This is a genomic window from Streptomyces guryensis, from assembly GCF_021261325.1.
In the GTDB taxonomy this organism is placed as follows: Bacteria; Actinomycetota; Actinomycetes; order Streptomycetales; family Streptomycetaceae; genus Streptomyces; species Streptomyces guryensis.
This window is the reverse complement of record NZ_JAJSBI010000001.1, coordinates 544,018-565,676: the sequence shown is the minus strand read 5'-3', so window position 1 is coordinate 565,676 and position 21,659 is coordinate 544,018. Positions and strand designations below refer to the sequence as shown.

The window sequence follows — 21,659 nt, the reverse complement described above, 5'->3', positions numbered from 1 at the left end:
CGGACAGGGGGAGCGATGGACAGCGCGGGCGCGCGGAGGAAGGCGGCCCGGATCTCGGCCTGGCTGGGACGCTCACGGAGGGTGTCCGGGATGCGGAGGCTGACGGACCGCCTCGGCGCGGCGATACGGGCCAGACCTCGCCCGCCGGCCGATGTGCGGGAGCTGTGCCGGGCGCTGTGCCAGGAGATGAGCGTGCTGCGCGGCGGGCGGGCGGTGGAGCTGCGCTTCGAACGGTTCCCCGACGAGATCGAAGTGACCGGGCTGTGGGTGGAGTTCTCGGACTTCGACCTGGTGATCGTCGAGGAGCGGGCCGAGGCGGTGCAGCAACTGGTCATCCTCGGCCATGAGTTGTGGCATCTGCACGCCGGGCACAGCCATCACCATGTGGCGGGGGCGGCGCTGGCCGACCGGCGCAGGTGGAACGCCTTCAAGGACGCGGCGTTGTCGGTTGCCGCGCGCGACGGCTCGCGCATGACCGACGAGGCGGAGGCCGACGACTTCGGGCACCGGCTCGCGGCCGCGTTCCGGCCGCTGCTGTCGGGGCGGGACGCCGACGCACCGCTCGGCCGCATCCAGCGGTCCCTGGGCTACCGCGGGCGCGGAGGAACGGGTCGGTGACCGCGGCCCTCGTCCCACTGGCCTGGTCCCCCGCGGGTTTCGTCAACGAGTTCTACCCGTCCTTCTGGTGGATCCCGGCCGGTGTCCTGACCGCCGCGCTGGCGATCAAGCTGCCGACCATCGTCCGCCTCTGGAGCGACCCGCTGCTGCGCGCCGTCGGCGGCGTACTCCTCATCGCCTGCGCGGTGTTCGTGTTCGTGGCGCCGTCGACGATCGCCCGGGTCAACCGGGTCACGGGGGTACCGAACATCTCGGCGCCGTGGGTGTACTCACTGCTGACGGCGTTCTGCGGCTCGTGCCTGCTGCTGATCATCGCGTGGCGCAACGGCCTGTCGGACCGCTCGGCGTCGACCGTGCGGGCCGTGCGGTGGGTGGTGGCCGGCTCCCTCGGGGTGATCGCCACACTGTGGGTGCTGTTCGCGCTGGCGGACGCCCCGGTGGAACGGCTCCGTGACCTGGACACGTACTACGCCGACACCCCGTACATGCGCGAGATGATCCTGCTGTATCTGCTCGCGCAGGCGGTGGCCACGGTGATCACCTCGGGCCTGATCTGGAACTGGGTGCGCACCGACGGGCTCGACGCGTGGCTGCGCTGGGGCCTGAAGTTCCTCGGCGTCGGCTACGCGGCCCAACTCTCCTTCTACGCGGTCAAGTTGCCCGCGGTGGCGGCTCGCTGGACGGGCCATGACCTGGACTGGCTGAGCACCGCCGTGGCACCCCCGCTGGCCTGCCTCTCCGCCCTCCTGATCGCGGTCGGCTTCATCCTGCCGCACGCGGGCCAGTACCTGGCCGAGCAGTGGCGGGTCCGCCTGGCCCACCACCGGCTCCGGCCCCTGTACCTGCTGATGCGCACGGTCAACGGCAGCGGCGTCTCCTTCGTCCTGCGCGCGACGCCGGAGCTGCGGCTGATCCGCCGGGAGACCTTCATCCGCGACGCCCTCCTCCCCCTGGCCCGCCACATCGACGAGCCCGGTCGCCGACGCACGTACGAGACGGCGCTCACCCTCGGCCACGACCCGGCCCGGGCCAAGTCCCTCGCCGCCGCGCTGGCCATCCAGGACGCCGTCGAGACCCGCCGCCGTTCGCCGGAGCCGGACGACCACCACGACCCGGACACGACGGACCTGCTCCGCGAGATCGCAGCCATCTCCCACGCCCTGCGCCGCCCGGAGGACCTGGAGGCGGTACGGGCACGGACGGGGCCAGCCGGTGCGCGGGATCAGCGAGGGATCCGGCGGTAGGGGCTGATCAATTGGGTGAGCGGGGGCGGGGAGGACCGGGCGGCGGCCCAGGCGCGGGCCGAACAGTCGGCGGAGCAGGACGGGGGCCGGGCAAACGGCCAAACCGCCGGGAGACGGGGCGGCGGTCGGCCCAGGTGTGGGCCAAGCCGGTGGAGACGGGCGCCGGCAGGGCAAGCGGTGGCCGAGCAGCGGCAGGGCAAGTGGTGGCCGAGCAGCGGCAGGGCAAGTGGTGGCCGAGCGGCGGTCAGGCGACCGGTCCGGCGTGAAACGGGACGGACAGCGCGGAGCCGCCCCGCCCGCCGTCCTGGCCTGTCCGCCGCCCTGGCCTGTCCGCCGCCCTGGCCTGTCCGCCGCCCTTGGCCCGTCCGCCGTCCCGGCCCGTCCGCCGCCTCCGTCAGCCCGCGAACGCCGGCTGAGGCAGGCCCTTCCCCGCTCCCGGGACCACCAACAGGGAACCTGCCACCGGGTGGGGTGCCGTGAGCCCCACCCGGGCCGTGGTGATGTACAGGTCCGTGAGATCGGGGCCGCCGAAGGCGCAGGCGGTCACGCGGGGCGTGGGGAGTTCGATCACTCTGTCCAGTTCGCCGTCGGGTGTGTAGCGGCGTACCGCCGCGCCGTCCCACAGGGCCACCCACACGCAGCCGTCGGCGTCCACCGTCAGCCCGTCGGGGTAGCCGGCGCCGTCCTCGATCTGCGCGAACCGGCGGCGGTCCACGGCCCGGCCGTCCTCGTGGTGGAAGACGTCGACCTGCCGCGTCGGCGAGTCGACGTAGTACATCAGGCTGCCGTCGGGGCTCCAGCCGGTGCCGTTGCTCACGGCCACGTCGTCGAGGACGAGCTCGACCGAGCCGTCACCGGTGAGACGGGACAGCGTGCCGCCGCCCGCCGCCTCGTCGTAGCGCATGGTGCCCGCCCAGAGGGAGCCGTCCGGGGCGACGGCGGCGTCGTTGGCGCGGCGGCCGGGGACGACCTCGTGGTGCAGCCAGCGGAAGGTGCCGTCGGGGTCGACGAGGCCGACTCCGTCCCTGAGGTTCAGGACCAGCCCGCCGCCGGCCCTCGGCTTCGCCGCGCCCACGTGCTGGTCGGTGACGCGGGCCGTGCGACGGCCGGTCACCGGGTCGTACGTGTACACACGTGCGCCCAGGATGTCGATCCAGATCAGCCGGCCGGCCGCCGCGTCCCAGGTCGGGCCCTCGCCCAGGGTGGCCTCGGCACGCACCGCCACCTCGTACGCCGTCATACGACGGTCCGGTGGCCGAGGCGCTCCGACAGCTCGACGGCACCCTTGGCGGCGAGCTGCTCCAGCTCGACGCGGCGCTCGTCGCTCCAGCGGATCATGGGGACGGAGATGGAGAGGGCCGCGACGACCTGCCCGGTGCGGTCCCGTACGGGCGCGGCGACGCAGCTGACGTCCGGGTTGGACTCACGGTTCTCGACCGCCATCCCGCGCTGACGGATCTGCGTCAGGGCCTCGCGCAGGGCGGACGGCTCGGTGATGCTGTTGGGAGTCATCCCGACGAGCTCGGCGTCGTCCGGGATCCGCGAGGTGAGCTCCGGCTCGGGAAGGGAGGCCAGCAGCATCTTCCCGACAGACGTGCAGTGGGCGGGCAGCCGACGACCGGCCGCCGACACCATACGCACCGCGTGGGTGGAGTCCACCTTGGCGATGTAGATGACGTCGGTACCCTCGAGGATCGCCACGTGCACCGTCTCGTCGCAGGTCTCGGCGACGGACCGGGCCACCTGCTGTCCCTCGGCCGCGAGGTCCAGCTGCTCGGCGTACCGGCTCCCGAGCTGGTACGGACGTACACCGAGCCGGTAGCGTCCCGGCTGCCCGGGCACCTGGACGATGTACGACCGGGCGGCGAGCGTGGTGACCAGTTCGTGCACGGTGGTGCGCGGCAGCTGCAGCTTGCGCACTATGTCGGGGGCGGAGAGCGTCCCGTCCCCGTCGAGGAAGAGCTCAAGAATGTCGAGAGCCCGAGTCACGGCAGGTACAAGGCGTCCCACGACCGGCCCCCTCCCTTGTTATCTGAGGTTGTTGAGGTATTTACCCTAGGCGCCTGTTCGAAATTTCAACAGACGATCGGCATGACGAACACAGGCTACGCATACGCGTTTGCCCGGGCAATGGTTCTGACCGAATGATCGGAGTGCGCGTGGACGTGCTGGTGACCGGAGGCAGTGGGTTCGTCGGTTGTCATCTCGTGGAACGGCTGCTGGAACGGGGGTATCGCGTACGCACGACCGTCCGCAGCGCCGCGAACACCGCGAAGGTGGCGCCCCTGAAGGCGTTGCAGGACCGCTTCCCCGGCCGGCTGGAGCTGTTCGAGGCCGATCTTCTCGTCGAGGGGGCCTTCGACGAGGCGATGAAGGGGTGCGAGGTCGTGTTCCATGTCGCCTCGCCCTTCTTCATGCCGGAGAAGATCAAGGACGGACAGCGGGACATGGTCGAGCCCGCCCTCACCGGTACGCGCAATGTGATCGGGAGCATCGAGCGGACGGCCGGCGTGCGCAGGCTCGTCCTCACCTCCACCGTCGGCGCGATATTCGGCGACTACGCGGACGTACGCCACATGGAGGGGCAGGTCCTCACCGAGGCGTACTTCAACACCACCAGTACCGTCGAGAACAACCCGTACCACTACGCCAAGACCGTGGCGGAGCAGGCCGCCCGGGATGCCGAGCAGGGGCAGTCGCGCTGGCGCATGGTCGCCGTCAATCCGGGGCTGGTGCTCGGGCCCTCCCTCACCCCCGCCTCCGAGTCCGGCAGCCTCTTCCTCCTCGAAGAGCTCTTCAAGGGCTACTTCTTCTACGGCGCCCCCGACTTCAGCTTCACCACGGCCGATGTGCGGGACGTGGCCGACGCGCACATCGCCGCGGCCGAGAAACCGGACGCCCAGGGGCGTTACATCGTCGCGGCGGAGCGGATGACGTCCTTCCATGAGATGGCGCGGATCATTCGGGGGCGGTATCCCAGGGATCTGCGGCTGCCGCGAAACCGCCTTCCGCACTGGCCCGTTCGCGTCCTGGGTCCCGCCTTCGGGCTCACCCAGGACTACATCCGCAAGCATCTCGGCATCCGGTTCAAGGTCGACAACAGCCGTAGTGTCCGGGAGTTGGGCATCTCCTACCGGCCGATCGAGGAGACCGTTCTGGATCATTACGAGGCTTGGCGCGCGCAGCGGTCCTAGCGACGCCGATCCGGCCATCCGCTTCGTGCAGGCAGGCAGGCAGGCAGGCGGGCAGGCGGGGCCAGTGCTGCTTCCTCTTGGCATCACCCCCTCGCGAGCGAGGCAGATTCCTACGGCTCGCGCCGTGGGGTTTTCTGCTCCGTCGCCGACAGCCCGCCCGGAGTCCTCCGTTGGGGTCGCTGTGGTCGGCGTGGCTCCGTCGGGCAGGGGGCGCGACCGGACGACGTCCAAGCCTTGCCCGCCAACTGCCGTTCAGCGCCGCCCCGCCTCCCCCAGCACCCCCCTCAACCGCTGTGCCCTGAGCACCAGTTCCAGCTCGAAGCGGCGGTCCGGGTCGTCGATCTCGTCGCCCCACAGCTCGCGGATCTGGCGGAGGCGGTAGCGGACGGTCTGGGGGTGGACGCCCAGCCGGGCGGCCACCTCCGGTGCCCCGCCTCGTGTCTCCAGCCACGCCAGTAACGTTTCAGCAAGCCGACGCCCGTGCGTCGGGCCGCAGTGGGTGAGGGGAGCCAGGCAGCGCAGGGCCAGGTCGTCGATCAGTTCCTCGGGCTGGAGCAGGACCAGCGCCTCCGTGTGCTCCGTGCAGTACAGGACGTCCCCGGCGGGCAGCAGCCCCCGTTCCATCAGGTGTACGGCCGCCTCGGCCCAGCGCAGTGACTTCGCCGCGTCGGCCAGGGGTACGGGCGGCCCGATCGCCCCGGACCAGCCGGTCAGCGCCCGGTGCAGCAGTTCGGGGCGGCCGGCCGCGTCCGGCTCGGGGACGACCATGCGGGGCTGCTCGTACTCCATGTCGAGCAGCACGCCCTGCCCCACGGCGGGTGCGACCGCCTCGCGGGCCGGGCGGAGCAGGACGCCGACCGCGACCTTGCGCGGCAGCGTCCAGCCGACCCGGGCGGCCCGTTCGGTCAGCGCGTCGGCCGGGTCGCCCCGGTGGTGCTCGGCGAGGAGCAGTTCCATCAGCCGCCGCTGGAGCCTCAGCCGCTCCCCGGCCTGCCGCGCCGCCGCCTCCGCGTAGCCGCGCACCGACTGGTCGACCAGGCCGTCCAGGTACTCGTAACCCGCGTCGACGAGTTCGTACATCGCGGGCGGCGGGATCTCGACCCGCTGGCCGATCTCGGCGAAACAGCGCCAGGCCAGGCGTACGCCCATCCGGTAGATCGCCTGGAGGGAGTCGAGCGATCGGCCGTGCAGGCCCTCGCCCCGGCCGAACTCCTGGAAGACGCCCGGCGGCACCGTCGGGCGGCCCTCGGACTGCTCCAGATGCTGAACGAAGACCTCGATGGCCCGACGGATGCCGACCAGGGCCATCGGTTCGCCCGACTCGTCGAGGACGACGGGCAGGTGCGGGTACTCGCGGCGGATCTCCCGCAGGATCTCCTCGGCGAGCGCGGGCGCCTCGGCCATGGCGAGCGCGGCGAACCGGCGGACCTGGAGACGGGGCACGTCGTGCCAGGCCGAGCGGGCGGTGACGGCCGGTGAGTGAGCGGGCGTCACAGGTCAACTCCCTTGCCCGGCTTGCTCGTATGTGATCAAGGGGGTGTTGGGCTGGGCGGGCGTCGCGTCGAGCAGCGCGACGATGCCGAGCGCGGCGCCCACGGCGAGCGCGGCGGCGGCCACGACGGTGAGCACGGCTGCGAGCAGTCTGGACATCGCAGGGTCAGCCTCTCTGTCCGGAGGTTGTCCCACCCCGGTGCCCCACCCCTGCCTGTCGGCCCCAGTTTCGACAAGCATTGACACCCCGTCAAGAGCAGCCTACGGTTCCCGGCCCAAGGCCCTGTCTTCTCGCCAGTCCGGCGTCGCGGGCCAGAGCGGCCCCAACTCCGTCATCCCTCCCCCTGGAGTGTCCGGATGCGCCGTACCGCCTCCCCCCTTTCGCTGATTCTGCTGGGACTCGGCACGTTTCTGCTGGTCCTGGCGCCGATGCTGGCCTGGTACGTCGAGCCGCGGGCCGCCGTGAACCCGGTCGACATCGACACCACAGCCGTCTACAGAGGCACCGGAAGCTACTTCGACACCGACCAGATCCAGACCGTCCACGACAAGCGGATCACGGTCACCCAGCAGGTGCGCGGCAACGTCGCGGACAGTGAGAAGAGCGGGCGGGCGGTGTGGGACGTGACGACGACGGTCGACACGGACAAGTCGCTGCCGGCCGCCGATCCGCACGACGCGCTGGAGTTCTTCCTCAACCGCTGGGTGACGAACCGCCACACCAACCAGCCGGTGCACTGCTGCAAGGAGAACCCGTACTTCGAGGGCGACGCCTATCTGAAGTTCCCCTTCGACGTGGCTCGAAAGTCGTACCAGTGGTGGGACAACTCGCTGGGTTCGACCGTCACTTTGCATTACTCCGGCACCAAGAAGGTCCAGGGGTACCAGGGTTACCGCTTCACCGGCACCGTCTCGCCGTCGAAGATCGGGACGCGGCTGGTCCCCGGCAGCATCGTCGGCCAGAAGAACAAACCGCAGGTCCTGGCCGAGGAGTGGTACTCCAACCACGGCATCGAGCTGGTCGTCGACCAGCGCACCGGCCGGGTGCTCTACGCCCAGGTCGGCCCGCGCCGCACCCTGCGGGCGCCGGGCGCCGAGAAGGACGCGGTGGTGCTGCTCGACAGCCGGAAACTGGCCTTCACCACCGCCACGCAGAAGGACCAGGTGAAGCTGGCCAAAAAGGAGAGCGGTCAGCTGCTCATGGTGGGGCAGACCTTGCCGATTACCGCCGCTGTGGCCGGATTCGTACTGGCGGTGGTGGGTGGGGTTTTGGTGGCACGAGGACGGAAGCGTCCTGGTTCGCCGGAGATGTCACGGACTTCACAGGCTTAGCTCACGATGTGACATGACGTCAGTTCTAATAAGCCGGAAATTTGTCACCCCGGTGAGTAGCCGTGGCGAACGGCTGGGCGAAAACTGTCCAACCCCACCCAAGCACAACGTGTCCACACCCCCCGCCCATGAAGAGCTCAGTCCCCCCACAGCAAGTCCGGAAAGCCACTGCTGAGTTCCGCACCCTGAGACGAGTTGGAGCACCCATGCCCCAGCACGTGCCATCCTCGCTGCGCGCCCCGCACTCCGGGGCTCCGCAGCACCCTTCGGCGCTCCCCCCACATCCGCGCCGAATCGTTTTCCTCGCCCACCGGGATCTGGACAATCCGGCGGCCGGCGGCTCGGAGCTGCTGGTCGACCGGCTCGCCGAGGGGCTCACCGGCCTCGGCCACCAGGTGACCCTGATCTGCGGCGGTCCCGCGGCCTTCCGGGACTACCGGGTCGTGTCGGCCGGCGGCGAGTTCGCCCACTACCTGCGTGCCCGCTCCGCCTTCGCCCGCCAGGTCGGCGAGACCGATCTGCTGGTCGAGGTCTGCAACGGCATGCCGTACCTCGCACCTCTCTGGCACCACGGCCCCACCCTGTGCCTGGTCAACCACGTCCACTCCGACCTGTGGAAGATGCGGTTCGGCGGACCCCTCACGCCGGCCGCGCGGATCGGCCGAAGACTTGAGCAGTGGGCGCTGACCGGGGCGCAGCACCGGAGCCTGCTGGTCGCGGTCTCGCCCTCGACCGCGCATGCCCTGCGGGGCATCGGCGTCGAGAGAGACCGGATCCGTGTCGTGCACAACGGCGTGGAGGAGCCCGGTCCCCGTGCCGACCGGTCGGCCGAGCCGCTCTTCGTGGCCGTCGGCAGACTCGTCGAGTACAAGCGGATCGATCTGCTGCTGAGGCTTTGGGAGCGGGTGCGTCCCGTGTCCGGGGGTCGGCTGGTGATCGTCGGTGACGGGCCCGAGCGGGGGCGGCTGGAGCAGCTTGCCGGGCCTGGCGTGGAGTTCGTGGGTCATGTCTCCGAGGCGGAGAAGCACCGGCTGCTGTGTGCGGCTTGGCTGTTGCTGCATCCCTCTGCGGTGGAGGGGTGGGGGCTGGTCGTCACCGAGGCTGCGGCTCGGGAGACGCCGACGATCGCCTTCGATGTGCCGGGGCTGCGGGATTCCGTCGTGGACGGGGAGACCGGTGTGCTGGCGCACGGGGAGTCCTCGTTCGCCGCCGCTTGGTGCACGCTTGCCCTGTCCGGGCACCGCCGTGAGCTCATGGGCAAGGCTGCACGTGATCGCGCTGCGCGCTATCGCTGGCACCGTACGGTCAGACAGTTTCGGGCGGTGGCCTCCGAGGCGGTGAGGGGCGCCTCCGGCGGGGGTGAGCCGAATGCGCCGCGTCGGTGAGGTCGTATCTCGGCTGCCGGCCGTTCGTGGCTGGTCGCGCCCACGCGGCGGTAGCCGCAGATTCAGCAGAGCCCCGCGCCCCTATGGGGGCGCTGCAGCACCCCCCAGGTTCAAGGACCCCTCCTTTCAGCGCTCCCTTGCCCTCTTCCGGGCCTTTCGGCATGAGCAGGATGATCCGGAGAGCTGCTACGAACTGCTGGCCCGGGATGCGGCCGATCAGGTCGAGGCCTACGACGGGTCCGTCAACGGCCGCACCGTCGTGGACGTCGGCGGCGGGGGCGGTTACTTCACGGAGGAGTTCCGCAGACGTGGCGCCAATGCCTACCTCTTCGAGCCGGACGTACAGGAACTCGGCGAGAAGCCCCCTGAAGGGGCCGTGATCGCGGACGGGTATCTGCTCCCCTTGTCCGACGGGGTCGCGGACGTGACCTTCTCCTCCAACGTGCTGGAGCATGTCGCCGATCCGGAGACATTCCTGAGTGAACTCGCCCGCGTGACGCGGCCCGGTGGGCTGATCTATGTGTCGTTCACCAACTGGCTGTCCCCGTGGGGCGGTCACGAGTGGGCGCCCTGGCACTACCTCGGTGCCGAGCGGGCCCGCGCCCGCTACCGGCGGCGTACCGGAAAGCCCGCCAAGCACACCCTCGGCGAGAACCTCTTCGCCGTGCACATCGGCGCCACCCTGCGGCAGGTGCGCGCCCGCGACGACGTCACGGTCGTCTCGGCGCGCTCCCGCTACTGGCCGTTCCTCGCGGAGACCGTCGTGAAAGCGCCGGGGATACGCGAGGTGGCCACCTGGAACCTTCTCCTCATCCTCCGGCGGTGTCCCCCATGACGACCACGGTCCAGGCCCCTCCTCCGGCAGCCGTCCACACCACCGCGGCCACCTCCGGCCCGCCGGAGGGCCCGCGGTCGCGGCGCTGGCTGGTGGGGTTCTGGGCCGTGATGCTGGTGCTGTTCCTGGTGGTGCACCCGGGCCGGCAGACCTTCGACACCAAGCTGGGTGTGACGGTCGACCCGGGTGCGTTCTTCTCCGGCCTGGGGCAGCTGTGGCACGACCAGGGCAGCTTCGGGGGCATCCAGGACCAGTACGCCGGCTACCTGTGGCCGATGCTGCCGTTCTACTGGCTGTGCCACGCGATCAGCCTCCCCGTGTGGCTCGCGGAGCGGCTGTGGCTGTCGCTGATCGTGTCCGTCGCCTTCTGGGGCGCGCTGCGGCTGGCCGAGCGGTTGCGGGTGGGGAGCGGTGGGTCGCGGCTGCTCGCGGGGGTCGCGTACGCGCTGTGGCCCGTGTTCACCATCGTCGTCGGATCGACGTCGGCCGCTGCGCTGCCCGGTGCCTTTCTGCCCTGGGTGCTGCTGCCGCTGACGAACGAGCGGTACAGCGCCCGCATCGCCGCCCTGCGCTCGGCGCTCATCGTCCCCTTCATGGGCGGTGTCAACGGCGCCTCCACGCTGGCCTCGCTGCTGCCGGTCGGGTTGTACCTCCTCTCCCGCCCGCCCGGCCCACGGCAGCGCAAGCTGATCGCCTGGTGGGCGCCGGCGGTGATCGTGGCGACCGCCTGGTGGTGGATACCGCTGGTCATGCTCGGTGTGTACGGCGAGAACTTCCTTCCGTACGTGGAGACTTCGCAGACCACGACCGCCACCGTGTCCGCTACGGAGGCACTGCGCGGCGCCGGTAACTGGGTCGCCTATCTGCACTTCGGGCAGGCCTGGCTGCCGGCCGGGTGGACCGTCGCCGCCTCGGTCGTCGTCATCGTGTGTTCGACGCTCGCCGCCGGGCTCGGTCTCGCGGGGCTCGCGAGACGGGACATGCCGGAGCGGCGGTGGCTGGTGCTGACCGTGATCTCCACGGTTCTGGTGCTGCTCGCCGGGTACGGCGGCGCGTTCGGCGCGCCCTTCCACGGGGTCGTTCAGGACTGGCTGAACGGCGGGCTCGTCCCCTTCCGGAACATCTACAAGTTCCAGACGGGGCTGGCTCTGGCGTTGGTGCTGGGGCTCGCGCATGTGGTGGGGATCGCGGCCGAGTCGCGCGGTGCCCGGCCGGTGCGCGGGCGCCGGTTCGCCCCGCTGGTCGCCGCGGTGCTCATCGTCCCGGGTCTGATGTGGCCGTATCTCAACGGCTCGATCCTCAACCCGGGGTCCTTCCAGGAGCTTCCCCAGTACTGGAAGACCACGGCGAGTTGGCTGGAGAAGTACTCCCCGGACTCCCGCGCCCTCGTCGTCCCGGCCACCTCGCACGGCATCTACGCCTGGGGCTCGCCCATCGACCAGCCCCTCGATGTTCTGGCCAAGTCCCGCTGGGCACAACGGGATTACGTCCCCTTCGGCACCCCCGGCAACCGGCGCGCGATGGACGCGGTGGAGGACGCCCTGGCCTCCGGGAGTGACGTCCCGGGGCTCGCCGACTACCTGAGCCGAGCGGGCGTGTACTACGTCGTCGTACGCAACGACCTCGACCCCGACCAGATCGGCTCCGTGCCGACCACGACGGTCAAGCGGACCCTGGAGCAGTCGGGGTACGTCCGGGTGACGGGCTTCGGGCCGGTCATGACCGGCCAGACGATCGCCCACGACGCCCCGCTGCAGGTCGAGGGGTTGTATCCGCGGCAGCGGGCGGTCGAGATCTACGAGCCCTCGGGCGACGGCGTACCGCGACCGGGGCAGGCGCATCTGCTGCCCGTCTCCGACACCGCCGTCGTCTCCGGCGGCCCCGAGGCCCTGCTGCCGCTCGCCTCCGAGCTGCGCGGCCGGGCGACCGTGCTGACCGGCGACAACCATCCCGGGCTGGGCTCGCCGCCGCTCCAGGTGGTCGGCGACGGGCTGCGCCGCGCGGACACCCGGTTCGGGCTGGTCAGCGGCAACACCTCGTACACGTACACCGGTTCCGAGCGGAACGCGCCGGACGCCGTGCAGGACGCGGGGAAGAACCCGCACCAGATCCTGCCGACCAAGGGGATCGACCACCAGACGGTGGCCCAGCTGCGCGGCGCCCGCTCGGTGACGGCGTCCTCCAGCGGCAACTGGCTCTTCCACCTCCCGCAGTACGACCCGGTGAACGCCTTCGACGGCAACCCGGACACGGCCTGGGCGGAGGGCGCACCCGGCTCGCCCGACGGGCAGTGGCTGCGGATCGGCTTCACCGACAAGTACGACATGCCGCCCTCGTTCAAGGTGACCCCGCTGCCGCAGGAGAGCGTGCGCTCGGCGGCGACGAAGGTACGGGTGGAGACGGAGAACGGGACCAGGACCAGCTTCCTGCGTCCGGACGGCCAGACGCAGACCGTCAAGGCACCGGCGGGCGCCACGAGTTGGATGAAGCTGACGATCGTCGAGTCGGTGGAGCGTCGCTCGGGTCTGACGGGTGCGGGCTTCTCCGAGATCGCCCTCCCCCACGTCCAGGTGACCCGTCTGCTGCGGTTGCCCACGGACGCGGACGGCTCCGACGCCGCCGCCACCCTCATCTCCCTGCACCGCACGCCCGACCCCACCGGCCTCTCCGCGACCGGCACCGAGGACGGGCTGCACCGGCGCTTCACCACCGGCACGGCAGGGACGTACGAGGTGAAGGCGGGCGCGGTGCCGGTGAGCGGCGCCGCACTCGACAAGCTGCTGTACGAGGTCGCCCCCGACCAGCAGAACCGCATCGTCGCCACCGCCGACTCCACGGCGGCCCTCGGTGCGGGGCTGTCGGCGCGCAACCTCACCGACGGCGATCTGACGACGGCGTGGATCGCGGGCGACCGGCCGACGATCCATCTGAGCTGGAGCGGCAAACAGCCGGTGGGGGAGATCGTGCTGGCTCCCGCGGGCGGTCTGTCGACCCGTCCCACCCAGGTGGACATCAGCTCCCCCGACGGCGCGACCATCGCCGGCGTCGACGAGAACGGCGTGGTCCGCTTCGACCCGATCACCACCGACCGCCTGGACATCACGGTCACCGAGACCGCGCCGCTGACCCTGCACAACCCGGTCGCCGACGAGGACCTGCAACTGCCGGTGGGCCTGACCGAGGCATACATCCCGGCGCTCGACCAGTACCGCACCCCGCAGCCGAGCAGCAGCCGTACCTTCTCGCTGCCGTGCGGGCAGGGACCGGACGTGGCGGTGGACGGCAAGCTGTACCAGACCAGCGCGAAGGGGACGGTACGGGACCTGACGGAGCGCCGGACGATCGACGTGACGCTCTGCCAACAAGGACGCCGTGACGGCGAGTTGGAGCTGACCGCCGGTACGCACCGCGTCGAGGCGGGGGACGCCGGCCCTCTCACCCTCACCGATGTGACCCTGACCCGCGGCACGGTCACCGAACCCGCCGCCGCGGAGCGCCAGTTGACGATACGGGACTGGCTGGGCGACCGCCGCGAGGTGACGGTCGGCTCCGGGGCGGCCATGTACCTGACGACGTACGAGAACTACAACGCCGGCTGGACGGCCACCCTCGGCGGCAGGGAACTGGCCCCGGTCCGCCTCGACGGCTGGCAGCAGGGCTGGCGGATCCCGGCCGGGGCGGGCGGCACGGTCAAGCTGTCGTACGAGCCCGCGACGACCTACGAGGGCGGGCTGATCGGCGGCGCGGCGGGCCTCGCGGTGCTGGTCGGGCTGGTCGTCTGGCGCCGCCGCGCGCCGAACCCCGACCTCCCGCAGCCGGTACCGCCGCTCCCCGGGCTGTGGCTCGGCACAGTGGCCCTGACGGTGGTGGGTGTGCTGATCGCCGGATGGTTCGCGCTACTGGTGCCCGCGCTGGCGCTGCTGGCGTATCGCCGGCACGCGCTGCTCGTGCCGCTCGCGTTCGTCGCCCTCGCGGGGGCGGGCGTCGCGGCGGCCACGGGGGCCGGGGAGCCCGTGGGTGCGGGGCAGGGCACCTTCGGCCATGTGGCCCAACTGCTCGCGCTGATCGGGCTGTTCGCGGGCGTGGTGAGCGTGCGGGAGCCCGACGAGGGGCCGGGGTCGACGGCGGTGCTGCCGCCGGTACCCGGCTCTGCGGCACCGACCCGGCCACTCCCGCAACGGCGCCGGGGCGCGACCGCACCGCCCCCGCCCCCCGACGCCGGGCCGACCGTCTCGGCACGCGGCCCCGGGGGGCCCGATCCCGACCCGCCGACCGCGCGGATCCAGTTCCGCAAACCGACGTTCCGGCCGACATCGCCGCCCGAGCGGCCACGACAGCCGCCACAGCCGCCACAGCCGGAAGCAGACAGGGGGAGGGACGAACCCACGTGACCGCACTCGAACACCCCGCCCGCGCCGACGACCCGCCGGCCCGCATCCCCTTCCCCGTCGTCGACGAGGTCGCCCGCCACTGCCTCCAGGAAGAAGAACCGGAGACGGTCCACATCGAGGTCCACCTACCGGGCCACCTGGACCGCGACCGCCTCCGCGCGGCCTTCACTGAGGCCCTGCGCCGCCACCCCCGCATCCTGATGCGCGAGGCCTCCGGCCCCTGGTACCGACGCCGCTACGAGTGGGAACTGACGGCAGAACCGGACACGGAGGTGGTGACCTTCCCGCCGACGGGACCCTCCGCGCTGCGTGACGCCCGCACCCGAGCCCTGACCACGGCTCCACCACTGACCTTGTCACCACCGATACGGCTGGAGGTGGTGGAGGACGCGGGACCGGCCGAAGGCAGCGAGGCGGCTGATGCAGTGGGGATGAGGAGCCGGCTCGACGAAGTCCGGCGCGGTTCGGAAGCACCGCAAAGGGGCGCGGGGCTGTACCGATCAGCGGCTCCGCCGCGGTACGGGACCAGCCACGATGGTGCCGCAGACAATCGAAAATCGACCCCGGCCCCCGGCACCGGACAAGGCACCGTCCTGTTCCTCACCATCAACCACACCGCACTCGACGGCCCCGCCTGCCTCCGAGTCCTGGCAACGGCCGCAGAGATCTACGGTGGTCGAGACAATTCCCCCGCCGCACCCCCCGTCCGCACACCCGACACCCCCCAAGGCCCAACCGACACCCCGTCAAATTGGTCCCCACCCGCCAGGGTGGCCCCCGGCACCCCCGAACCCTCCCCCGGCAACGGCCTCCTCGTCACCGAGCTCCCCCTCCCCCACCGCCCCAAGGGCTCTCCCTACACGGTCAACGACCAGCTCATGGTCACCACGGCCCTCACCATCACCCACTGGAACAGAGAACACGGCGCACCCTCCCGCCCTCTCCGCATCACCATGCCCGTGGACGACCGCCCCCGGGACGCCACCATGCCGATGGGCAACGGCACCCGCCTGGTCGAAGTCCCCTTCTCCCCACAGGAGTTGGACGTCCACAACCCCACCGACATGCCCGCCCTCCTCCATCGCACAGCAACCCGTACACGAGCCCTGAAATCCCTCCCCCGCCCCCAACTCGGCCACGGCGCGGCCCTCCTCACCGCCCCCGTCACCCCCGTAGCCTGGCGCGCCGCCCTCACCCGCGGCCTGCGCAGAGCCGCCGCACCCTGGACGTCGACGACACTCCTCAGCAACATCGGCCGCATCCCGTACCCCCTGGACTTCGGCGAGGAGGCGGGCCGCGCGCACGCGGTCTGGTTCTCGGCGCCCGCCCGTATGCCCCGCGGCCTCACCGTCACCACCGCCTCCACCGCGGGCCGCCTCCATCTCGCCCTGCGCTGGTCCCGCGCCCTGCTCAGCCACGGCGACGGCGCCCACCTCCGCGACCTGTTCGAGCACTACCTGCACTCCACGGAGGTGACCCCGTGAACGGGACCACCGCCCCCGTGCACCATCCCGACCTGCGCGACTTCTACGAGGACCCCGACGTCCCGGTCGCCTCCGGCACCCCCCGCAGCCTCCGCCAGGCCCGCATCCTGGCCGCCGCCCTCGGCCCGGCCACCGGCACACCCCGCACCATCCTCGACATCGGCTGCGGCGACGGCACCGCGGCCGCCACCGCGGCCCCGCTCCTGACCGGCCACCGCATCATCGGCGTCGACTGGTCCCAGGACGCCCTGAAACGGGCCCGCACCCACCTCTCGTACGCCATTCGCGGCGAACTCACCGACGGCGGGCTCCCGTTCAAGGCGGCCTCCGCCGACGCCGTGCTGTTCAGCGAGGTGATCGAGCACCTGGTCGACCCGGACGCCGCCCTCGACGAGATCCGCCGCGTCCTGCGCCCGGGCGGCCACCTGATGCTCTCCACCCCGAACCTGGCCGCCTGGTACAACCGCGCCCTGCTGCTGGCCGGCGTACAGCCCGTCTTCTCCGAGGTCAGTCTGCGGGCGATCCACGGACGGCCGGGCACGGAGGTCGTGGGACATCTGCGGCTCTACACCGCCCGCGCGCTACGGGAGTTCGTCGCCGCGTCCGGCTTCGAGGTCGTGGAAGTCAAAGGCGCCCCCTTCCACGGCGTACCCCGCCCCCTGCGCCCCCTCGACCGGCTGGCCTGCCGCAGACCCTCGCTCGCCTCGATCCTTCTCCTGCACGCGCGCAAGACAAAGACGTAGAGGGGGCACGTCATGTGGTGGGGAGTGGCCGCGGCCCTGCTGGCGAACACCTTGTACAGCCTCGGTTTCGTCCTGGAGAAACGGGCGCTCACCTCGCTCCCGGAGGTGACGATCCGCAACCCCGCGCGGCTGCTCAGACTGGTGCTGGGCAGCCCGCTGTGGATCGGCGGTTCCCTCGCCCTCGCCTCCGGTTTCGGCGCCCAGCTCGTGGTGTACCGGACGCTGCCGATCGCCGCCGCCCAGGGCATCTTCGTCTCCGGTCTGGTGCTCCTCGTCCTGCTCTCCGCCCGGCTGCTGGGCGAGGAGACGAGCGGACGGGAACGGTATGCGCTCGGCGCGATCCTCGCCGCGCTGCTGATGGTCGTGCTCTCCCTCAAGGAAGGCTCGGACACGGTCAGCCACAGCGCCCCGTACCAGCTGATCCTGCTCGTGTGCGTGCCGTCGCTGGCAGGCGGTGTCTGGCTGTACGGCGCCGCGGAGCGACGCACCCGCCACCGCCACCGCGCACCGACGACGGGCGTGGAGTACGGAGTGGCCGTCGGCCTGCTGTACGGGGTCAGCTCGCTCGGCATCAAGGGCGTGTCGAGCTACCTGACGTCAAGTGGGCTGGGTGGTGCGGTGGCCGGCCTGCTCAAGTCGCCCTATCCCTACCTCCTCCTGTTCACCGGCGCGTTCGGTCTGGTGATGTCGCAGGCCGCGCTTCAGCGCTGCCGGGCCTCGCTGATCGTGCCGGTGTGCACGACGGTGACCTGCCTCTACACGGCCGTACTCGGCACCCTCTCGTTCGGCGAGGCCCTCCCGCACGACCCGCTGCGGCTCGCCCTGCGCCTGGCGGGCACCGTCCTCGCCGTCTCCGTCCTGCTGGCCATGCCCAAGCACGACCAGCCGGCACCCCAGGCTCCGCCCCAACCCCCCATCGCGACCAAGGAGTTGACCCCTCCATGAACCCCGACGACCCGCTGCTGCGGATCCTGGCGTGCCCGCTCGACAAGGGCCCGCTGCACCTCGTCAAGCCGGACGGACCGACGGCCCCCGAGGCCCTGTACAACCCGCGCCTGCACCGCCGTTACCCGATCGTCGACGGCATCCCGCAGCTGCTGCCGTCGTCCGGGGAGCAGGTCTCGGACGACGAGCACGAGGCGTTGCTCAAGCGGATGGCCCAGCGCCCGTGACCCCGCCCCGCACCCTGGCCGCCCGGCTGGCCCCCCTCCTGCCCACTCGTCTGGTCGCCGCCGCCGCCCGGGCGGTCTACCCGCGCTTCGAGCCCGAGCTGGCCCGGCTGGCCGACCTGTGCCCGCCCGGCTGCGGCACCGCCGTGGACGTCGGCGGCTGGTACGGCCCCTGGACCCGGCGCCTGGCCACCCGCGCCCGTCAGGTGGTGACCATCGAACCGGTCCCCCACCTGGCCCGCCTGCTCACCTCCGCCGCCCCGCCGAACGTCCGCGTCGTCCAGGCCGCCGCCTCCGACCGCCCCGGCACCGCCCGCCTGTGGCTCCCGGCGGACGACGCGGGCGACCGGGGCGTGTCCTCGCTGGTCCGCCGCGACATCCACGCCCGGGCCCTGCACGTCCCCTGCGTCACGCTCGACGAGCTCCGCCTGCGGGACGTCGGCTTCATCAAGATCGACGTGGACGGCAACGAGCTGGCGGTACTACGCGGTGCGACGGCCCTGCTGGCCCGGGACCGCCCGGCCCTCTTCGTCGAACTGGAGTCCCGGATCCAGCCGATCGCGCCGGTCATCACCTACCTCTCCCTGCTTCGCTACGAGGGCTGGGTGCTTCCCGGATCGAGCTGGGTGCCGCTGGCGAAGTTCCCCTTGGAGGCCCATCAGGAGAGCACCTCGCACGTCGTAGCCCAGGGCCTGCTGGGCCGCATCCTGCCTTTCCGCAAGCACCCGCGCTACGTCAACTCGGTCCTCTTCCTCCCGGACGGCCGCCGACCGGGCACCGACGCGATGGGACACCATGGTTCCCATGCCGTCCGCCGAGCGCCCCGCTAGCCGCCCCTTCACCCCCCGCGACTTCCAGCTGGTCCTGCTGCGCCGCATGGCCGACCACAACCCGGACCTGGTGGAGGACGCCCGCCACGAACTGGGCGTATCCATCGCCGACATGAGGGAGGCCAACAAGCGCTGGCAGGCGATGCTGCATTCGCCACGAGCACGCGCGGCGGCCTCCCGCTACCGCTCGATCCTCGGCACTCCCGAGTCGGTCGTCACCCGCAAGATCGGCGACCTGGACTGCGAGGCCTGGCTCTGGCCCCTCCCCCTCTGGCCGGACCTCCGCTTCGAGGTGCTCCTCGCCCCGAACGGCGCCGTCTGGAACGAATGGCTGGTCCGCGCCCCGGACACCCCCGGCCCGACCCTGCGCACCCTCGACGACCTCACCCCCTGGTCCTGCACCGTCGACGAGGCGGCCCGAGCCTTCGCCCCCGCCCGGCCGCTGGAGGGCACGGCACCCACGCGGTGGGGGCTGGCGTTCACGGCACCGGACGGGGAGGGGGTGCGGCGGGATGTGGCCGCGGAGTTCACGTGGGGGTTGTTGCAGCAGGTGGCGGTCAGCTGAGCAGTTCCGTCCCGTCGCGGGTGTGCCCTGGTGGGGGTCTTGATCTCTGGGCGGGCCGATCCAGCCGGGCGTCACCGCGCACTGAACGTGCCGTAGTCAGGCTTCATGAGTGTGCTCGAAGCTCGCAGTGGACGGCCTTACCACCGGAAGGCGTGGGGATGACCCTCCATCCAGGGGCGAGCGCGTCGAGGAGGAGCATGCCGCGGCCGTTCTCGCTCTCCGCGTTCGGCTGGCAGCGCACAGGCCTGCGCGGGGACGAGTCTGACACGATCACGGCTACGACGTCGTGCGTGGGGCGTTGGACCGTCAACCGGCAGCAGCCGGGATCGTCCGCGCTCTGTCCGGCCGCGTGCTGCACGCTGTTCGTCACCAGTTCGGACACGACCTGTACGGCGTCTTCCACGAACTCGTGAAGTCCCCAGCACTCCAAGGTGGTTCTGATGCTCATCCTGGCCAGCCGGACGGTGGACGGCACCAAGGTAAGGGTCTGTGTGTAGTACGCGGTACGCGCGGCATCCCGCATCGTCACTGGCATACTCGGCGCAATCACGATCACGCGTGTTCCCTCTGTTCGGCTACTGCGTACGGCCCGACGCACGTGACGGATTCCGCCCCTGATTCCGTGGTCACCATGGCTTCCCCTGCTTCAACTGCCGCGACAATGCCAGTCGCTGTTCTTCCGGGGGAGGATGTAGACGCGGACAGGTGAGGCCATGCCGACGTCCGCTGTGCGCGCGGGCGGCGCGGGCGGCCACAGATGCGGGGCCCGGCGACACCTGGCCCGTTGCAGGACGCCCGCCCATTCCCGTGCTGAGGGAGATCGCACGGGCTGACACGCATCCGGCCTTTGAGTCGTCGGGGTGTGAACCCGCTGACCGGGCATGCGTGGCCCGAACAGGAGAGCTCTCACGGCTTCAACAATCTGCAACAGAGGGCTCACATCAGCTCCTTCGCAGTGGGCCGAGCCCCGATCAACTTGCATATTCAAGCTGAGGCGAGAGTAGCCTCAACCACTTGGATATACAAGCTGGCGTCGGAGGTCGACAGGACGGAGGCGAGAGTTCGCCGTCAGGGCACGTCGATGACGTACTGGAAGAGGTGGCGGTCGCACGGCACGCGCGAGTCCAGCACCTCGACCACTCGACCGTCCCCCACCTGCGCCTTGCGCAGCACTCGGGCCAGCGGAACGCCGGGCGCGATGCGCAGCGCCCCGGCCTCCTCCGGAGTCGGCATGCGGATTTCCAGGTCTTCGACGAAGCGCACGATCCGCTGCCCCACCGGCCCAGCCGGATCCTCGATCAAGGCGCTCACGCCACCGGTAATGCGCCGAGGCTCTTCGACCGGAGTGCCGGCGAACAGCTCCTCCGGGTAGTACCCGTCGGCGAACTGCATGGGTTCGTCGTCGATGAAGAACGCCCGGCGCCGGACGATCACCGAAGCGCCTTCGGACACGCCGAATCGCTCAGCCACCTCCACCGGAGCAGCAACCCTCTCCACTGAGAGGATCCGCTGCTGCGCCCGCAGCCCCTGCGCCGCCGCCTCTGCAGTGAAGTTGCTTACGCCGGTCGAGAGCCGCTCACGGAAGTTCGCGCCGGTGGTCTGCAAGCGCACTCTGGGCTACTGACGCACGAAAACGCCTCTGCCCTGCTCGCTGATCAGCAGTCCATCCGCCTTGAGCAGGGCCAACGCCTTGCGCACGGTGACCCGGGTTGTGCCGTACAGGTCCTTGAGCTCGTTCTCCGACTTCAGCTTCTCGCCGGGAGCCAGCTTCGCCGTCGCGATGGCGGCCCGCAGATCGTCCGCGATCCGGCGGTACGGGGGAAGGTCTCGGTCCGGCATGTACGTCACCTCGGGCTCTGGGTCCCGGCAAGATTAGGTGAAGGACCAGCCACTCCACCGCCCGACCCGAACGGCGACTGCGGGGCCCTCGGGAGGCGAGTCCTTGTACTGCTCGTACTTGCCGCACAGCGACTCCACCGCGCGGCGCCACTCCTGCCCGTCCTCCAGCACTTCGCCAGACCCATCGGCGCGAGCCCACCACAGCGTCGACCAGTCCTTGTCGTAATGGTCCACCAGCACGGTCACCGACGGGTTCTCCCGAATGTTGCTCAACCGCCGTAGATCCCACGTGCTCTTGGGCTTGTGGTCGACCGCGAAATAGAGGACGTCACCCAGGACGGCGAAGGTAATGGGGACCGCATGGGGCACCCCGTGGACGTCGGCTGTCGCCAACCTGGCGACGGGCGATGCGGCAAAGCGTTCCCGGGCGACGAGCGGCGAAAGCTTCATGTGTCCCACCGTATCGAGGCTCTGGCAGCGGAGAAGCCTGCCGTACGACCCGAGGGCACGCGGCAGCGCGGACATCGCGGGCCCGGCTG

General features: G+C 71.1%; 21 protein-coding genes. 13 read left to right on the top strand and 8 right to left on the bottom strand.

Features of this window, described 5'->3' with window-relative positions:
- Positions 1–15: 15 nt before the first annotated feature.
- Together LJ657_RS02630 and LJ657_RS02625 are read left to right on the top strand one after the other, a co-directional pair.
- On the top strand, positions 16–618 hold the full coding sequence (locus tag LJ657_RS02630) for a toxin-antitoxin system, toxin component family protein (protein WP_232646526.1): 603 nt from the start codon (positions 16–18) through the stop codon (positions 616–618).
- On the top strand, positions 615–1,862 hold the full coding sequence (locus LJ657_RS02625) for an MAB_1171c family putative transporter (RefSeq protein WP_232646525.1): 1,248 nt from the start codon (positions 615–617) through the stop codon (positions 1,860–1,862). The genes LJ657_RS02630 and LJ657_RS02625 overlap by 4 nt, the downstream gene beginning before the upstream one ends.
- Before the next feature lie 394 nt (positions 1,863–2,256).
- Here the strand turns inward: LJ657_RS02625 and LJ657_RS02620 are convergent, their stop codons facing one another.
- Both LJ657_RS02620 and LJ657_RS02615 read right to left on the bottom strand, forming a co-directional pair.
- Complete coding sequence (locus LJ657_RS02620) at positions 2,257–3,102, bottom strand: SMP-30/gluconolactonase/LRE family protein (RefSeq protein ID WP_232646524.1); 846 nt, start codon at positions 3,100–3,102, stop codon at positions 2,257–2,259.
- The gene (locus LJ657_RS02615; RefSeq protein WP_232646523.1) at positions 3,099–3,872 is read right to left on the bottom strand and encodes an IclR family transcriptional regulator; all 774 of its coding nucleotides are present in this window, start codon (positions 3,870–3,872) and stop codon (positions 3,099–3,101) included. Before LJ657_RS02615 ends, LJ657_RS02620 begins: the two co-directional genes overlap by 4 nt.
- A 134-nt stretch (positions 3,873–4,006) precedes the next feature.
- Between LJ657_RS02615 and LJ657_RS02610 the strand changes: the two genes are divergently transcribed.
- Entirely contained in the window at positions 4,007–5,056 is a 1,050-nt protein-coding gene (locus LJ657_RS02610; RefSeq protein WP_232646522.1) for an NAD-dependent epimerase/dehydratase family protein, read from the top strand.
- 252 nt (positions 5,057–5,308) lie between these two features.
- Here the strand turns inward: LJ657_RS02610 and LJ657_RS02605 are convergent, their stop codons facing one another.
- Positions 5,309–6,550, bottom strand: a complete 1,242-nt coding sequence (locus LJ657_RS02605; RefSeq protein WP_232646521.1) for a PucR family transcriptional regulator — start codon at positions 6,548–6,550, stop codon at positions 5,309–5,311.
- Positions 6,551–6,553: 3 nt separating this feature from the next.
- The gene (locus LJ657_RS02600; protein WP_185124029.1) at positions 6,554–6,706 is read right to left on the bottom strand and encodes a hypothetical protein; all 153 of its coding nucleotides are present in this window, start codon (positions 6,704–6,706) and stop codon (positions 6,554–6,556) included.
- Positions 6,707–6,904: 198 nt separating this feature from the next.
- Between LJ657_RS02600 and pgfA the strand changes: the two genes are divergently transcribed.
- From pgfA to LJ657_RS02550, 10 genes are all read left to right on the top strand, one after another.
- Positions 6,905–7,879, top strand: a complete 975-nt coding sequence (gene pgfA, locus LJ657_RS02595; protein ID WP_232646520.1) for a cell envelope lipid trafficking protein PgfA — start codon at positions 6,905–6,907, stop codon at positions 7,877–7,879.
- A 206-nt stretch (positions 7,880–8,085) separates the two neighbouring features.
- On the top strand, positions 8,086–9,264 hold the full coding sequence (locus tag LJ657_RS02590; protein ID WP_232646519.1) for a glycosyltransferase family 4 protein: 1,179 nt from the start codon (positions 8,086–8,088) through the stop codon (positions 9,262–9,264).
- Entirely contained in the window at positions 9,248–10,099 is an 852-nt protein-coding gene (locus LJ657_RS02585) for a class I SAM-dependent methyltransferase (protein WP_232646518.1), read from the top strand. The genes LJ657_RS02590 and LJ657_RS02585 overlap by 17 nt, the downstream gene beginning before the upstream one ends.
- A complete protein-coding gene (locus LJ657_RS02580; RefSeq protein WP_232646517.1) occupies positions 10,096–14,490 on the top strand; it encodes an alpha-(1->3)-arabinofuranosyltransferase in 4,395 nt (1,464 codons plus the stop codon). The genes LJ657_RS02585 and LJ657_RS02580 overlap by 4 nt, the downstream gene beginning before the upstream one ends.
- Positions 14,487–15,974: a condensation protein gene (locus LJ657_RS02575; RefSeq protein ID WP_232646516.1), complete on the top strand. Its 1,488-nt coding sequence runs from the start codon at positions 14,487–14,489 to the stop codon at positions 15,972–15,974. The genes LJ657_RS02580 and LJ657_RS02575 overlap by 4 nt, the downstream gene beginning before the upstream one ends.
- Positions 15,971–16,717, top strand: a complete 747-nt coding sequence (locus tag LJ657_RS02570) for a class I SAM-dependent methyltransferase (protein WP_232646515.1) — start codon at positions 15,971–15,973, stop codon at positions 16,715–16,717. The genes LJ657_RS02575 and LJ657_RS02570 overlap by 4 nt, the downstream gene beginning before the upstream one ends.
- Positions 16,718–16,741: 24 nt before the next feature.
- Positions 16,742–17,662 carry a hypothetical protein gene (locus LJ657_RS02565; RefSeq protein ID WP_232646790.1) on the top strand — a complete coding sequence of 307 codons (921 nt, stop codon included), beginning with the start codon at positions 16,742–16,744 and terminating at the stop codon, positions 17,660–17,662.
- Entirely contained in the window at positions 17,659–17,889 is a 231-nt protein-coding gene (locus tag LJ657_RS02560) for a Trm112 family protein (protein ID WP_232646514.1), read from the top strand. Before LJ657_RS02565 ends, LJ657_RS02560 begins: the two co-directional genes overlap by 4 nt.
- Entirely contained in the window at positions 17,886–18,716 is an 831-nt protein-coding gene (locus LJ657_RS02555) for an FkbM family methyltransferase (RefSeq protein ID WP_232646513.1), read from the top strand. Before LJ657_RS02560 ends, LJ657_RS02555 begins: the two co-directional genes overlap by 4 nt.
- Entirely contained in the window at positions 18,682–19,281 is a 600-nt protein-coding gene (locus LJ657_RS02550) for a hypothetical protein (RefSeq protein ID WP_232646512.1), read from the top strand. Before LJ657_RS02555 ends, LJ657_RS02550 begins: the two co-directional genes overlap by 35 nt.
- A 103-nt stretch (positions 19,282–19,384) precedes the next feature.
- Here LJ657_RS02550 and LJ657_RS02545 read toward each other — a convergent pair whose 3' ends face one another.
- The 4 genes from LJ657_RS02545 to LJ657_RS02530 all read right to left on the bottom strand — a co-directional run bounded on the left by LJ657_RS02545 (position 19,385) and on the right by LJ657_RS02530 (position 21,570).
- Positions 19,385–19,804, bottom strand: a complete 420-nt coding sequence (locus tag LJ657_RS02545; RefSeq protein WP_269785926.1) for an ATP-binding protein — start codon at positions 19,802–19,804, stop codon at positions 19,385–19,387.
- Between the two features lie 545 nt (positions 19,805–20,349).
- Positions 20,350–20,892 (bottom strand): GntR family transcriptional regulator, encoded by a 543-nt coding sequence (locus tag LJ657_RS02540; RefSeq protein WP_232646510.1) that lies wholly within the window; start codon positions 20,890–20,892, stop codon positions 20,350–20,352.
- A gap of 6 nt (positions 20,893–20,898) precedes the next feature.
- On the bottom strand, positions 20,899–21,120 hold the full coding sequence (locus LJ657_RS02535; RefSeq protein WP_232646509.1) for a GntR family transcriptional regulator: 222 nt from the start codon (positions 21,118–21,120) through the stop codon (positions 20,899–20,901).
- 33 nt (positions 21,121–21,153) lie between these two features.
- Entirely contained in the window at positions 21,154–21,570 is a 417-nt protein-coding gene (locus LJ657_RS02530) for a TIGR03668 family PPOX class F420-dependent oxidoreductase (RefSeq protein ID WP_232646508.1), read from the bottom strand.
- Positions 21,571–21,659: the final 89 nt, after the last annotated feature.